Annotated in this window: 14 protein-coding genes and 1 tRNA gene; 7 read left to right on the top strand and 8 right to left on the bottom strand. The window is 61.9% G+C overall.

The genetic code is table 11. The features are described 5' to 3' along the window. Window positions 1–136: 136 nt before the first annotated feature. Window positions 137–211, bottom strand: a tRNA-Gln gene (locus IB244_RS19900). A 161-nt stretch (window positions 212–372) separates the two neighbouring features. Between IB244_RS19900 and IB244_RS19905 the strand changes: the two genes are divergently transcribed. Both IB244_RS19905 and IB244_RS19910 read left to right on the top strand, forming a co-directional pair. Continuing rightward, window positions 373–669 carry a cupin domain-containing protein gene (locus IB244_RS19905; RefSeq protein WP_018860464.1) on the top strand — a complete coding sequence of 99 codons (297 nt, stop codon included), beginning with the start codon at window positions 373–375 and terminating at the stop codon, window positions 667–669. After that, window positions 670–1,587 carry an MBL fold metallo-hydrolase gene (locus tag IB244_RS19910; RefSeq protein WP_018860463.1) on the top strand — a complete coding sequence of 306 codons (918 nt, stop codon included), beginning with the start codon at window positions 670–672 and terminating at the stop codon, window positions 1,585–1,587. A gap of 74 nt (window positions 1,588–1,661) precedes the next feature. Here the strand turns inward: IB244_RS19910 and IB244_RS19915 are convergent, their stop codons facing one another. Then, window positions 1,662–2,570 (bottom strand): DUF1499 domain-containing protein, encoded by a 909-nt coding sequence (locus tag IB244_RS19915; protein WP_018860462.1) that lies wholly within the window; start codon window positions 2,568–2,570, stop codon window positions 1,662–1,664. A gap of 218 nt (window positions 2,571–2,788) precedes the next feature. Between IB244_RS19915 and IB244_RS19920 the strand changes: the two genes are divergently transcribed. Beyond that, window positions 2,789–3,175 (top strand): hypothetical protein, encoded by a 387-nt coding sequence (locus IB244_RS19920; RefSeq protein WP_018860461.1) that lies wholly within the window; start codon window positions 2,789–2,791, stop codon window positions 3,173–3,175. Between the two features lie 17 nt (window positions 3,176–3,192). Here the strand turns inward: IB244_RS19920 and IB244_RS19925 are convergent, their stop codons facing one another. Beyond that, window positions 3,193–3,438 carry a hypothetical protein gene (locus tag IB244_RS19925; protein WP_018116436.1) on the bottom strand — a complete coding sequence of 82 codons (246 nt, stop codon included), beginning with the start codon at window positions 3,436–3,438 and terminating at the stop codon, window positions 3,193–3,195. 182 nt (window positions 3,439–3,620) lie between these two features. Here IB244_RS19925 and IB244_RS19930 point away from each other — a divergent pair, with 182 nt between their 5' ends. Beyond that, window positions 3,621–3,896, top strand: a complete 276-nt coding sequence (locus tag IB244_RS19930) for a hypothetical protein (protein WP_083929893.1) — start codon at window positions 3,621–3,623, stop codon at window positions 3,894–3,896. Here the strand turns inward: IB244_RS19930 and ppdK are convergent. From ppdK to IB244_RS19950, 4 genes are all read right to left on the bottom strand, one after another. Continuing rightward, entirely contained in the window at window positions 3,829–6,546 is a 2,718-nt protein-coding gene (ppdK, locus tag IB244_RS19935; RefSeq protein ID WP_018859032.1) for a pyruvate, phosphate dikinase, read from the bottom strand. The two genes, IB244_RS19930 and ppdK, sit on opposite strands and share 68 nt — an antisense overlap. Window positions 6,547–6,943: 397 nt before the next feature. Continuing rightward, window positions 6,944–10,405: a chromosome segregation SMC family protein gene (locus IB244_RS19940; protein WP_192305322.1), complete on the bottom strand. Its 3,462-nt coding sequence runs from the start codon at window positions 10,403–10,405 to the stop codon at window positions 6,944–6,946. Window positions 10,406–10,483: 78 nt separating this feature from the next. After that, window positions 10,484–11,176 carry a DsbA family protein gene (locus IB244_RS19945; protein WP_169682671.1) on the bottom strand — a complete coding sequence of 231 codons (693 nt, stop codon included), beginning with the start codon at window positions 11,174–11,176 and terminating at the stop codon, window positions 10,484–10,486. Between the two features lie 160 nt (window positions 11,177–11,336). Beyond that, the gene (locus IB244_RS19950; RefSeq protein WP_018859029.1) at window positions 11,337–11,825 is read right to left on the bottom strand and encodes a DUF721 domain-containing protein; all 489 of its coding nucleotides are present in this window, start codon (window positions 11,823–11,825) and stop codon (window positions 11,337–11,339) included. A 97-nt stretch (window positions 11,826–11,922) separates the two neighbouring features. Between IB244_RS19950 and mutY the strand changes: the two genes are divergently transcribed. Genes mutY through IB244_RS19965 form a run of 3 tightly spaced genes read left to right on the top strand, consistent with a single transcriptional unit; the run spans window position 11,923 to window position 13,994 of the window. Continuing rightward, entirely contained in the window at window positions 11,923–13,014 is a 1,092-nt protein-coding gene (mutY, locus tag IB244_RS19955; protein ID WP_026372017.1) for an A/G-specific adenine glycosylase, read from the top strand. 3 nt (window positions 13,015–13,017) lie between these two features. Next, window positions 13,018–13,626 carry an HAD family hydrolase gene (locus IB244_RS19960; protein WP_018859027.1) on the top strand — a complete coding sequence of 203 codons (609 nt, stop codon included), beginning with the start codon at window positions 13,018–13,020 and terminating at the stop codon, window positions 13,624–13,626. A 2-nt stretch (window positions 13,627–13,628) separates the two neighbouring features. After that, window positions 13,629–13,994 (top strand): nuclear transport factor 2 family protein, encoded by a 366-nt coding sequence (locus tag IB244_RS19965; RefSeq protein ID WP_025661121.1) that lies wholly within the window; start codon window positions 13,629–13,631, stop codon window positions 13,992–13,994. Here the strand turns inward: IB244_RS19965 and IB244_RS19970 are convergent. Beyond that, complete coding sequence (locus IB244_RS19970) at window positions 13,982–14,449, bottom strand: DUF6790 family protein (RefSeq protein ID WP_169682675.1); 468 nt, start codon at window positions 14,447–14,449, stop codon at window positions 13,982–13,984. The two genes, IB244_RS19965 and IB244_RS19970, sit on opposite strands and share 13 nt — an antisense overlap. Between the last annotated feature and the right edge of the window lie 117 nt (window positions 14,450–14,566).

Consider the following 14,566-nt stretch of genomic DNA (forward strand, 5'->3'; position numbering starts at 1 on the left):
ATGGACTACGATCTGGGATACTTCGATGATGAGACATGCAGGCTTGAACCTTTGCCGAACCCTTTCGGTCCAAAAGTGTTACCTATGTCTCAGGAATAAAACGTAACCTATGTGTCCAGAACGGACCGGAATTCAATGGCTGGGGCGCCAGGATTCGAACCTGGGAATGCCGGTACCAAAAACCGGTGCCTTACCGCTTGGCGACGCCCCACCAGAGCTTGAAAGCGGAGACCCGCTTGCCAAATCGACGCCTGCTTAGCAAAGCTCGCTTGACGTCACAATCATTAAGTTTCGGGCCATTGCATATTTCTGTGCGCATTTTGCGTCACCATGCTAGGTCTCGCGTCAGCCGTCCAGGACGATGGAGTAACGATGAGCCAGTACCGCGCCCGCCCGCCTGCCCTCGCAACGCTGCTGCTCGACGATGCCGTGGTTCGGATCACGCGCTGGGACTTCGAGCCGGGAGCCGATACGGGCATCCATACACATGGGATGGGCTATGTCGTCGTGCCGATGACCGATTGCCAGTTCCTGCTGGAGGAAAAGGACGGCAGCCGCAGGGTCGATATTGCCAAGGGCGCTGCCTACCGCCGCGACGCCGGGATCGAGCACAATGTCGTCAATGCCGGCGATCAGCCGATGTCCTTCATCGAGATCGAATACAAGTAAATGGCAAGTCCCGAGTTCAATTTGGCCTTCGAGCCCGCCTATGGCCAGGCCGTGCCTGTTGCCTCAGACGTGCAGCGCATTACGGTCAACAATCCGAGCGCCTTCACGTTTCACGGCACGAACAGCTACATCGTCGGGGATCGCTCCGTGGCGGTCATCGATCCTGGGCCGGAGGACGAGGCACACTTGCAGGCATTGATGGCAGCGCTCGATGGACGCGAGGTCACCCATATCTTCATCAGTCATACCCATCGCGACCACTCCCCGCTGTCTCGGCGCCTGCAGGCGGCGACCGGGGCGCGGATCGTCGCCGAGGGACCACACCGCGCTGCCCGGCCACTGCATCAGGGCGAGATCAATCCCTTCGCCGAAAGCTCGGACCTGGAATTCCGGCCCGACGTCACAATCGGCGACGGCGAGACGATCGAGGGCGACGGCTGGGGGCTGACGGGCGTGTTGACGCCCGGGCATACCGCCAATCACGCGGCCTTCGCGCTCGAGGGAACCGGGATCCTGTTTTCCGCCGATCATGTCATGGGGTGGGCTACCTCCATCGTCGCGCCGCCCGATGGCTCGATGGCCGACTACATGGCCTCCCTCGACAAGCTGATCGAGAGGCACGACCGCCTGCTGCTTCCCGGACATGGCGGCCCCGTCCGCAAGCCGATCTCTTTCATGCGAGCCCTGAAGACGCATCGGCGGATGCGCGAACGCGCCGTGCTCGGCCGCATCCGCGCTGGCGATACGAACATCCCCGACATGGTGAAGGTGATCTATCGCGAGACGGATCCGCGCCTGCATGGCGCTGCCGCGCTTTCGGTTCTTGCCCATATCGAGGATCTGGTGGAGCGGGGTGAGATCGAAACGGATGGACCGCCTGCCCTTTTCGGCTCCTACCGACCTGCAACACGGAAATAGCTTACGTCGGCGCCTGTATTTGCCGACGACAAGCCTGTCATCGTCTTCGATGGCAGATATTGAGGCGAACGAGGCTAGCTGCCAGCGATGCCGAGCAATTCGGAATCGAGCGCCTTGAGGTAGTTCTCCGCGATATCGGCGCTGAGGCCGAGATCATGCGGGCCGTAGCGCGAGGCGACCCTGACGTCGACGAACGTGGTTTCCGCTTCCTCCCGCAAGCGGATGACGATGTCGAAACGCAGGCCGAGAACCAAGGTGCGGGTTTCGCCCTGCAGCGTTACGCCATTGGCCCGGCGAATCAGCTGCGCAACGTCGTCGTCGTAGGGCCGTGGCGTCGGGACCGGCACGGCTTCTGGCGCCTCAGCAACCGCGGCGTCATCTGGCTGCGGCTTCGCCGGTCGCTTCTCGAGATCGGGGCTTGGCTCGCTGTCACCGTCGGCGCGGGTAATGCGGATGCCATTCTCCTTGGCGACCTTCTTGACGGCTTCGAGCACGCGGTCGATAGCGCCGTCGTAGCGACGGCCTGTGAGTTCCGGGTAGGCTTCGAGCTGCTTTTCGCGGTCCTCAGGCGTGACCGCCGGCTCTCGCTTCAGCCAGATCTGATCTGCGTTCGGCGTCTTCAGCCAGTCCGGCGCCGAGACGATATCGGTTGACACGTCATAGATCGCCGGCAGCGCGAAATAGCGTTCGGCGGCAATCCCGCCGATGGCGAGCGGAAGGGCCACATAAATCAAGGCTTTCAAGGCATCGAGCCCGCCTTCGGCACCCGTCAGCCAGAGGCTGCGCAGCCCGGCAACGGCAAGCAAGGTCCCAAGCAGCGCGAAGCCCGCGGAGACGAGCAGAACCAGCACAAGGTATGGCGTAGAAAGGCCGGCGAAGCGATGACCAACCAGAGCCGCAAGGCAGAGAACCAGGGCAAACGCTGCGAAGCGCCGCGAGAAGCGGGCAGCATTTGAAACAGGGCGGTCGAAACGGATTGCCATCAAACTTACCGGTTACTCGCAAGCGGCGCGTCCCGCATGAACGCGCAAAATCGCCCTCCACTTGTTTAGTGCAAGATTCGCCTAAATTGAAACTGTTGTGTCATTCCGATGGGCGCAATCCACGGGGAAGACGACAATGGCGTGCGTAAGCATTTTCTGATATTCCTTGATTTGCAGTTGTATGGTTTGGGTCGCAACCGACCAACAGGAGAAGGGCAATGATTGCACCGGAGCCCGCATCGGGAACCCAGTCGCCGACGCTGGGCGCAGCCGATCATGCAGATCCGCTTCTGCCGATAGAGCTTCTGGAACTGGAATTGTCGCTCGACGGATACGATGGCAAATCCGACTTCTGCGAAACCGTCCGCGTAGCATCCGCCAAGGCTGGCGGAGAATTCCTGTTTGATCTTCCCGCCGAGGGATTGATGGACGATTGCAAGCGCATTGCAGTGCTGCGCATCCCGTCCATGAGCGAACAGATGCGTGTCGTTCTTGCCGTGCTGGATCACAGCGGCACGGAAATCCGCATGGAAGCGCCGGATCCTGCGACGGCCCACCTCATCCGCTTCGCCGACGCCTTCATCAAGGTTCTTGAACGGTTCTGACCTAGAGCCTTTCGGCTCTAATCGCGTTGCGCCGCTGCTTCAGCCAGGCTGCGGAACGGGAATTTGCGCCCGCACTCACACTTGATCATGGAAGTTTCCTGATGGTTGGACGCGCGCTGGATGAAGAAGCCGCGCGGTAGATGATCGACGCTAAAGCCCGGATGCTTGCGCTTCGGATCATCCGTCTCGGACGCTTCCGCAAAGCCGGCGTTGCCGCATTGCGGGCAGGTCAGTTTCTTCGAGAATCGATCGCGTAGTGCCATGTTTATCTTCCAATGTCGTCCGAGCCGTCTTCTTACAGACGATCCTCCACAGACGGAAGGCCACAGGCGTTGAAAGCAGCGATGCAAGCGCACCGCTTCGGCCTAAGTTATTCTTTTGGTTGACTGTAACCGCCGATTGGCGTCATCTGATGGCGCAGAGTTTTGATTGCAGAGACATGTCGATGCGTACGCTCGTTTTAGCTCTCGCGCTTGCCGCGCTATCAATCGGCCTCTCGGCCTGCCAAACAATGACGCCGGAAGAGCGGCGCGCCGCCGACGAGGCTCAATGCTTACGCTATGGCTTCCGGCGCGGCACGGAGGGCTTCGCGACCTGCATGCAGCGCATCGATCTCTATCGCCGTGCCCAGGCGCGTTACGACAGCGATATGCTCATGTTGCAGATGTCCTATGATCTCGACCGTCCTTACTACGGTCGCGGATACGGGCGCCATTGGTAATCACCGCCTGCGCGGCGGCAAGCCGGGCAATCGGCACGCGGAAGGGTGAACAGGACACGTAGTCCAATCCGATTTCCTCGCAGAAATGGATGGATACCGGATCGCCGCCATGTTCGCCGCAAATCCCGAGCTTCATGTCATTGCGCGTGCGCCGACCGCGTTCGGCGGCAATGCGGATCAACTCCCCGACACCGTCGAAATCCAGCGAAATGAAGGGATCGTGCTCGATGATCCCCTTGCGCTGATAGGTCGGAATAAAGGCGGATGCATCGTCGCGCGAGATGCCGAAGGTTGTCTGCGTCAGGTCGTTGGTGCCGAAGGAGAAGAACTCCGCCGCTTCGGCGATGATATGGGCCCTGAGGGCTGCACGCGGCAGTTCGATCATCGTGCCGACCAGGTAGTCGATCCGCATGCCGGCCTCCGCCATGACGTCCCCGGCGATGGCGTCGATGCGCTCCTTGACGTAGTCCAGCTCGGAGCGCAACCCAACCAGGGGCACCATGATCTCGGGCACGACGGCAGCACCCGTTTCATGGGCTGCCGCGACCGCCGCCTCGAAAATGGCGCGCGCCTGCATCTCGACAATTTCAGGGTAGGAAATCGCCAGTCGGCAGCCGCGATGGCCGAGCATCGGATTGAACTCATGCAGCGCATCGACGCGCTGGCGCAGTGCTGCAGCGTCCATGCCCATTGCGGCGGAAACGTCGGCGATCTCCTCGTCCGTCTTAGGCAGGAATTCGTGCAGCGGCGGATCGAGCAGACGGATCGTCACCGGCAGGCCGTGCATGACGTTGAACAGGCTGGTGAAATCGTGGCGCTGGACCGGCAGCAGGCTATCGAGAGCGGCGCGGCGGCCGGTTTCATCCTCCGCCAGGATCATCTCGCGCATCAGATGAATGCGGTCGCCCTCGAAGAACATGTGCTCGGTGCGGCAAAGGCCGATGCCCTCGGCACCGAAGGAGCGAGCCGCGCGCGCATCAGCCGGCGTATCGGCATTGGTGCGCACGGTCATGCGCCGCGCCCGATCGGCCCATTGCATGATGCGCCCGAAATCGCCGGAGAGCTCCGGCTGGATCATCTGCACGTCACCCTTCAACACCTGCCCGGCCGAACCGTCGATGGTGATGACGTCGCCCTTCTTCAGCGTGACGCCGACGCCGATCAGCCGCTCGTTGCGGGCGTCGATGCGCATGCCACCAGCGCCGACCACGCAGGGGATGCCCATGCCGCGTGCGACAACGGCGGCATGGCTGGTCATGCCGCCACGTGTCGTCAGAATGCCCTCGGCCGCGTGCATGCCGTGGATGTCTTCTGGACTGGTCTCGACACGCAGCAGGATAACCTTGCGCCCCTCCTCGGACGCTGTCACGGCCTCCTCGGCGGTGAAGACGATCTCGCCGGTCGCCGCGCCGGGCGAGGCCGGCAGGCCGGTGCCGATGATCTCGCGGGTAACACGCGGGTCAATCGTCGGGTGCAGGAGCTGGTCCAGTGACGAAGGTTCGATGCGAAGCACCGCTTCTTCTTCGGTGATGAGTTTCTCATCTACCATGTCGACGGCGATCTTCATCGCAGCCCGCGTCGAGCGCTTGCCCGCGCGGGTCTGCAGCATCCAGAGCTTTCCGCGCTCGATGGTGAACTCGATGTCCTGCATCTCGCGATAATGCGTTTCAAGCTCGGAACAGATGCCTGACAGCTCCTTGAAGGCATCCGGCATCAGCTTTTCCATCGACGGTCGTTCCGAACCGGAGCTGATGCGCCCCTCCTCGGTAATGCTCTGCGGCGTGCGGATGCCGGCAACCACATCCTCGCCCTGCGCATTGACGAGGAATTCGCCATAGAGCGATTTATTGCCCGTCGACGGATTGCGCGTGAAGGCAACACCGGTCGCGGACGAATTACCGTGGTTTCCGAAAACCATCGCCTGGATGTTGACCGCCGTGCCCCAGCCTTCGGGAATATTGTGAAGCTGGCGATAGGTGACTGCGCGGACGCTCATCCAGCTGGCGAAGACGGCGCCTACAGCGCCCCATAGCTGCACCTCGGGATCTTGAGGAAACTCCTCGCCCAGCTCCTCCTCAATCAGGCTCTTGTAGAGCGAGACCACGTGCTGCCATTCGTTGGCGGTCAGTTCGGTATCAAACTCATAGCCGAGCCGCGCCTTCTCGTCCTCGAGGATCTCCTCGAACACCTCGTGATCGAGACGCATGACGACGTCGGCATACATCTGGATGAAACGGCGGTAGCTATCCCAGGCGAACCGTGCGTCGCCGGCATCGTGGCCGAGCGCTTGTACGGTTTCATCGTTGAGGCCGAGATTGAGGACGGTGTCCATCATCCCCGGCATCGAAACGCGCGCTCCCGAGCGCACGGACAAGAGCAGCGGCCGATCGCCCGCGCCGAACCGCCGGCCGGTAATTTCTTCGATCCCTTGAATGCCCGCGCGGACCTGTGCCTTCAGCTCTTCTGCAATCTGCCGTCCGTTCTTGTAGTAGGCAGAGCAGGCGCCGGCGATGATCGTCAGACCAGGAGGGACAGGCAGACCCAGGTTGCACATTTCCGCGAGGTTTGCGCCTTTGCCGCCCAAACGCTCGCCCTCAAGGGCACTACCCTCTGCCTGACCATTGCCAAATGTATAGACCCACTTGGTCATATTCCCCCCAACACCAAATCCGGATCAACTTAATCCCTTGGTGTTGAAATGAAAATCGACAAATGCGGCCGAAATGTTGCGGCGCACAATAACTGCGACAGACTGAAGCGATTGAGGGGAGAAAAAGCTTTGCGGGACTGCAACAAAGTCCCGCAAAGCCTTATGTCCGTCCAGCCAGGAAAACCGGACGGGGGGTTCCGTCCATACGGACTGTCAGAGCCAAAACCATATTGCTCCGAGCGCGTCGCGCAGGAAACCATGCAGCCGATACCTTTTCGCGGTAATTCGGCGACACCATGAAGGAATCTCTAATACAAGATCGGTAGGAAAACATTACCTGAATGGTGGAGTCAGCCCATTCTGGCAGACTTTTTTTGGGCTTTTCCCAGCCTTTGGCTCAGGCAATCTCGCGCAGTTGTTCGGCGGTCTGAAGATCGACCGACACGAGCTGCGATACCCCCTGCTCCGCCATCGTCACGCCGAACAGCCTGTTCATGCGCGCCATGGTGATCGGATTATGTGTGATGATGACGAAACGCGTCTCGGTGGAGGCGGCCATTTCGTCCATCAGGTTGCAATAGCGCTCGACATTGTGGTCATCGAGCGGGGCGTCCACTTCGTCCAGCACGCAGATCGGGGCCGGATTGGTCAGGAAGACGGCAAAGATCAGTGCCATTGCCGTCAGCGCCTGCTCGCCGCCCGAAAGGAGCGTCATCGTCTGCGGCTTCTTGCCCGGCGGACGGGCGAGAATTTCCAGGCCTGCCTCGAGCGGATCATCGGATTCGATCAGTTGCAGTTCGGCCGTTCCTCCGCCGAAAAGATGGGTGAAAAGGCGCTGGAACTGGCCGTTGACCACGTCGAACGCGGCGAGCAGGCGCTCGCGACCCTCGCGATTGAGGCTCTGGATCGCGCCACGCAACTTGCGGATCGCATCGATCACGTCGTCGCGTTCCTTGATCAGCGCCTCGAGCTTCCCGCTCAGTTCCTTCTGTTCTTCCTCGGCGCGCAGGTTCACGGCGCCAAGGCGCTCGCGCTCCATCTTGAGGCGTTCGAGTTCGCGCTCGACCTCGCGAAGATCGGGTGCTGCCTGCAGCGACTCAAGTCCGGCAAGCCGAAGCGCCTCGTGCGGCGCAACGTTTAGCGCCTCACGAATTCGGGCCTCGGTTTCCTGTCGCTTTTCGCGCGCCGAGACCAGCCGCTCTTCGGCGCGACCGCGGCGCTCGCGGCTTTCGGCGAGTTCGGAAAGCGCTGTCGCCGCCTTGCGGTCGGCGTCACGCTGGACGAGCTCGGCTTCAGCAAGCACATCGGCCGCGTGGCGACGTGCTTCCTCGGCCTTCTGGAGTTCGGTCCAGAGCGCGCGGCGCTTGTCGTCGAACTCATCGGGCGCCATTTCGAGCTCAGACGCTTCCTCCCGCGCCTCCTCCTCGCGGTCGCGAAGTGTCGCGATGTGGTCCTCGGCACTGGCAGCGCGCTGGCGCCAGGTCTCGCGCTCCTGCCCGATGGCAATGATGCGGCGCTGACGGGCTTCGTTCTCGCGGTTCAGGCTTTCATGGCGTGCCCGCGCTTCTGCAAGTGCGCCACGATCGGTCGCGACTTCCGCCTGCTGCGCTCGAAGCCGTACGTCGATCGCCGTCAAATCAGGGGCGTCTTCCAACTCGATCCGGGCGTTCTCTTCCTGGATCGAGAGATCTTCAAGCTGGATCTGAAGCTGGCTGACAGATTCTGTAATGACATCACGGCGGCGGATGAGATCGCCAGAGGCCCGCTCGGCCGCTGCCAGCGCTTCGCGCGCCTCGGCGAGTTGCCGCGCGGATATACGGCTCTTCTCGCGCGCCTCGGCGAGGCGCTGTTCCTGAAGTCGGATGGCATAGGCCGCACTCGCCAGGCGTTCCTCCGCTTCATCAAGTATGTCGCGGGCAAGCGCGGCTTCGCTTTCCAGTTCGGCGAGCCGGTTCTTCTGTGCCAGCCGGAGTGCCGCCGCACTCGGCGCATCCGCGCCGGTGACATGGCCGTCCCATCGATAGACGGCGCCCTCCTTGGTCACCAGGCGTTGGCCTGGCTTGAGGTCCCTCATCAGGGTTGCCGCATCCGAACCGGAGACGAGGCCGATCTGCTTCAGGCGGCGCATCAGTGCCGCAGGAGCGCGCACATGGTCGATCAGCGGCGTCGCGCCAGCCGGCAATGCCGGGTCGGCGGCACCGTCACCATGGCCGGACCAATGCACCGGCGCCTTCGGATCGAGCGGGGATTCGATGTCGTCGCCAAGGGCCGCACCGAGCGCCGTCTCAAAGCCGCGATCGACGCGAAGTTCATCGGCAACGGGTGCAAATTCGCCTGCCGCGGCACCGGCAGCCAGCATGCGCGAAATGGTCCGGGCTTCCGTTTCGATGGCGTTCAGCTTCGCACGCGCCTGATCGACAGGCGATCGGGAAAGAGCCTCGGTCTGGCGGGCAGCGGCCAAGGCCTGCTCGACGCCCTGGATTGCGGCTTCCGCCTCGGCAAGAGCCTGCTCGCCCGCCTCGACCACGTCCCGCTTCTCGTCCGGATCGGGCAGGCTGGAAATCTTCTCCCCGATGGCCGACAGCTCGCGGTTGGCCTCATCCATCTGCCGTTCAAGGCGCATCTTGCGATCGGCAAGGTCGCGAATGGCGCGCTCGAGCTGGTTGCGCCCGGCTGCAGCCTCGGCGCGTTCGGCTGTCAACGCGGTAAAAGTGCGCTCACTGTCGGCGAGCTTTGCGGCAGCCTCCTCGAAGGCCTCGCGTGTCTCCTCGGCAAAACGGCCGGAATCGGCAAGGATCTCAGTGATCTCGCTCTCTTCGGCATCCAGCCGCGCCAGGATTTCGGCGTTATCGGCAACCAGCCGCTCCTCGCGGCGGATATCCTCGCCGAGCTGCGCAAGACGGCGGGTCAGTTCGTCACGACGGCGCAGGATGCGGTTGGCATCCTCCTCGAGCTGGGTCTTGGCGATCTGCAGGCGCTGCAACGCGGCAGCGGCGCGTGCTTCGGCGTCCCGCAATTCCGGCAGCTTCAGGCTTGTAATGCCCTGAACCTTGGCGGCCTCCATCTGCATCTGCGCCTTTTCGGCGACGACGACGGTGGCCTGATTGAGCGCGCTATCGGCCTCGGCTTCGGCCTCCTTGGCCTGAACCCAGCGGATGTGCAGAAGCAGCGCCTCGCGGGCGCGTATATCCGCGGACAGCGACTTGAAACGGCTTGCCTGGCGGGCCTGACGCTTCAGGCTCTCGATCTGGCTCTCCAGTTGAGAAGTCACGTCGTCGAGACGTTCGAGATTGCTTTCGGCGGCACGCAGGCGAAGCTCGGCTTCGTGACGGCGCGAATGCAGGCCAGATATGCCGGCTGCCTCTTCAAGCAACTGGCGGCGGGCCTGCGGCTTTGCCGAGATCAACTCGCCGATCCGTCCTTGCCCGACCATGGACGGCGAACGGGCGCCGGTGGAGGCGTCGGCAAAGAGAAGCTGCACGTCCTTGGCGCGGCTTTCCTTGCCGTTGATGCGGTAGATCGATCCCTGCTCCCGCTCGATGCGGCGCGTGACCTGGATCTCGTCGCTGTCGTTGAAGGCAGCGGGCGCCGTACGCTCGGCATTGTCGAGATAGAGTGCTACTTCAGCCGTGTTGCGGGCGGGACGATTGCCGGAGCCGGAGAAGATGACATCGTCCATGCCGGACGCGCGCATGTTCTTGTAGGAATTCTCGCCCATCACCCAGCGCAGCGCTTCGACGAGGTTCGACTTGCCGCAGCCGTTCGGGCCGACGATACCGGTCAGTCCGCGCTCGATGATGAATTCGGTGGGTTCGACGAAGGACTTGAAGCCGACGACGCGAAGCTTGTTGAACTTCATGCCGCGTCCCCGCGCCTGATAAAGCAAAAGACGGGCGTACGGCTTCCGCCGTCGCCCGTCGATCGGATACGGTTCAGATTAGAGCAGGCTGTCGATAAGGGCCGACATGGTGTCAACCGTCATGTCTCCAGAAAAGCGCTTGCCGTTGATGAGGAACGTCGGCGTGGCATTGACGCCAAACTCCTTGGAACCTCGTTCCCGCGTTGCGTTCACTTCATCCAGCAGCTTCTGGTTCGTCAAGCACTTCGTGAAACTATCCTCAGTAAATCCAGCAAGTTTGGCCATCTGCAGCAGTGCAGCGCGGCCATCATCGGCAGCGGCCCAGGTCTGCTGCTGCTTGAAGAGCATGGATACCATCGCGAAATACTGTTCCGGCGTGCTCATTTCTTCCGGCTTCTGCGGATTGCAGCGGGCCAGCATGAAGGCGGCAGCGGCGCGCGGATCAAAGGGGAATTCGCGGATGATGAAGCGGACCTTACCGGTGTCGACATACTTCTTCCTGATCGCGTCGAAGGTCGTCGTGTGGAAGTGAGCGCAGTGCGGGCAGGTCATCGACATGTATTCGACGATCGTTACCGGGGCGTCTTCCTTGCCAAGCACCATTTCCGGCAGCGGGCCCGGCTTCAGCACGGCGGCCATGTCGACCTCGCCATCGGGCTGAGGCACTTCGACAGCGGCATGCGCGCTACTGAAAACCGCCAGGGTCGCGGTCGCGGCAGCCACGCCGCCCAGAAGCTGGCGTTTCGTCAGTTGCATTTCAGAAATCGGCATGAAGGTCCCCATAAATGAGAGTAATGGCTGTGAGTCCGATATAGCGCCTCGAAGTCCTGAACAAGACACGGCTCGCGAACTTTCTTCAAAGAATTGTGACCTTGGTTGGACAGCCCGATTAAATTGCGGACAGAATTGCCGCGCCAACACTTGCAAGGCGTTAGCGACCGCGCTTGCCCAGCACGGCCGTGCCGAGCCGCTTCACGGCTTCGCGCAGCTTGTCGCCCTCGATCCCCTCCATCATATCCTCCAGCTTTGCCGCAGCCGCCCCCTTCAAGGGAGGAGGCGTGCGGGAGCGCTTCACCGCCGGATAGACGGGTTTCTGGACGATACGGATCTGGTGGACGGCGGCAAATCCGAAGAAGCTGTTGACGCGCTGGATCAACTCGCCTTGCGCATGGGTCAGGAACAGCGCGCGGGCGCCCTCGCAGGCAATCGTGAGCACACCGGGCCGAAAGCTGCCCTCGTCGTTGCCGCGCGCCCAGGCGATCTTTTCCGGACGCGTGCAATCGGCGAACTCCGCACCGGCGATTTCATCCCACGAGCCAAGCAGCGCAGTGTTGATTCCGGCACGGCGCGCCAGCACGGGATCGATCAGCCCGTTGGCCAATTCGGAGATCTGCTTTTCACCTTTGCGTGGATAACTCATCGAATCCTTCAGATCGCCCTGCGTTCAGGCACCACTGCCTTGATCGCGCGGCATTGCTTCGCCAAGTATAGGGCACTTCCCCTCACGACGGCAAATGATGACATCGACGACACTGGACGCGCCTGCCGCCAAGCCCCTTCTCGACTGGTACGACCGCCACCATCGCGATCTGCCATGGCGCGTCTCGCCGCCGATGGCGGCGCGCGGCATCAAGGCCGATCCCTATCACGTCTGGCTTTCCGAGGTGATGCTGCAGCAGACGACGGTGCCGGCGGTGAAACCCTACTTCGCCAATTTCCTGGCACGCTGGCCGAGCGTGCGTGACCTCGCCGATGCCGCCAGCGAAGACGTTATGGCGGCCTGGGCCGGGCTTGGATACTACGCCCGCGCCCGCAACCTCAAGAAATGCGCGGAGGCCGTCGCGTCCGATCATAACGGCATCTTTCCAGATACCGAGGAGGGGCTGAAGTCGCTTCCCGGCATCGGGGACTATACGGCGGCCGCGGTGGCGGCGATAGCCTTCAACCGGCAGGCAGCCGTGATGGATGGCAACGTCGAGCGGGTGATCTCGCGCCTTTACGCGATCGCTACGCCCCTACCCGCTGCCAAACCATTGATGAAACAGAAGGTGGCTCTGCTGACGCCGCAGGATCGGCCCGGCGACTTTGCGCAGGCAATGATGGATCTCGGCGCCACGATCTGTACGCCGAAGCGGCCCGCCTGTTCGCTCTGTCCCTTCAGGGGATCCTGCGAGGCGCTGCGCCTGCACGATCCCGAGCGCTTTCCGGTCAAGGCAGCCACGAAGGAAAAGCCGATCCGCCAGGGCGCAGCCTTTATCGCGGTCACGGCGGATGGCGACCTCATGTTGCGGCGGCGCATCGAGAGCGGCCTGCTCGGCGGCATGACGGAAGTGCCGACGACCAATTGGACGGCGCGGCAGGACGGGGAAAGCTCGGCCGATGCTGCGCCTTTCCCGGCTGCCTGGGAGCCTTGCGGGACCGTCACCCACGTCTTCACCCATTTCGAGCTCAGGCTCTCGATCTACCGCGTCGCGATCCCCTCGCGAATTCAAGTGGATAACGGTTGGTGGGAGCCGGTTACAAATCTAGACTCGCAGGCACTGCCGACCGTCATGAAAAAAGCAATCACCGCGGCTATCCCGCTCGCGTTCAAACATGCCAAGGATTAATCGATGCCCATCGACCATATTGTTTTCGACATCGGAAAAGTTCTCATCCATTACGATCCGAATATTCCGTTCAGCCGCCTCATTCCCGATGAGGCCGAACGCAAGTGGTTTTTCGAGAATGTCTGCACTCATGACTGGAACGTCGAGCAGGATCGCGGCCGCACCTGGGAGGAAGCTGAAGCCCTGCTGATCGAGGTTCATCCGGATCGCGAGGAGCATATCCGGGCCTTCCGCAAATACTGGCACGAGATGGTCCCCCACTCCTACGACGACAGCGTCACCATCATGGAAGGCCTGATTGCCGATGGCCAGGACGTGACGATGCTGACGAACTTCGCTTCCGACACCTTCCGCGAAGCGCAGGTCCGCTTTCCGTTCCTGACGAAGCCGCGCGGCGTTACCGTTTCCGGCGACGTCGGTCTCATCAAGCCCGACATTGCGATCTACGAAACACACGCCAAGAGCTTCGGCCTCAATCCGGCGGCGACAATCTTCATCGATGACTCCGCCCCCAACGTCGATGGCGCCAAGGCGGCCGGCTGGGATGCGGTTCTCTTCACCGGCGCCGACAAGCTGCGCGCCGATCTTGCAGCGCGCGGCGTGAGGCTCTGACGATGGCATTCGATCCGGTTGAGGAAATCAAACGTTTTCACGGCGCGATCAACGCGCTCGACTTCGATATGATCGAGGACTATTTCGCGGACGACGCGACCTATGTCTCGAACGGGGTCGGAAGCCTGTCGGGGCGGGCTGAGATCATGGTCGCCTTCCGCAAGTATTTCGAGGACTACCCGGACCAGACGGCAATCAACACGCTGGTCGAGAAGGTCAGCCCGAATGCCGGCCGCGCCGTGTGGTCCGTTCGCGCAACGCACAGCAAGACGGGCAAGCCACTCGTCCGGGAAGGCGAAGAGACGATCACCTTCAACGACGACGGTCGTGTCACTCACGTCGAGGTAACGGACTATCAGGCGTTTTGAAAGAACGCTGCGGAAAGATAAAAAGCGAGCACGAAGAAGAGCCACAGGTCGGAGAACATCGCGATCTTCCTCGACCTGTTTCTCGGCCGCTCGAGAAGATGCTTCAGACCGGCGAGCCCGTAGAAAAGGCAGGCGGTGATCGCTGCCGGGACAATCCACCGCGGCTCGAAGAGGCTGAATATGCCAAGCATGCCGATCGAGAGATTGCCGAAGCCGATCTCCTGCACCAATGCCTGCGCCTTGTGATCGGTGACACCGAAGATCGTCTCCGCAGTGAAGGCCGGGTTGATGATCTGCTTCAGGCTTGCCACGAGCAGTCGCAGGCCGACGCCCCAAAAGACGAACCATTTCCCGACGAGGAAGACGACGTTGGCGTCCGCGCTCCAATGGGCTTCGGCGGCAACCGAACCCAGCGGCAGGACAAGCATCAGCAACAGTATGATCGCAAGATACATGGCGGGGTCCTTGCCTCTTTCGGATCATCAGCCGCCGATACATGACACGGAATTGCGCTGCCGCGCGAGCCAAAATGAAGAGCGCCCGGGGTGTTGATCCCGGGCGCCAGGCCTTCT

The sequence above is a fragment of the Rhizobium sp. RHZ02 genome, from assembly GCF_014851575.1.
GTDB lineage: Bacteria > Pseudomonadota > Alphaproteobacteria > Rhizobiales > Rhizobiaceae > Rhizobium > Rhizobium altiplani.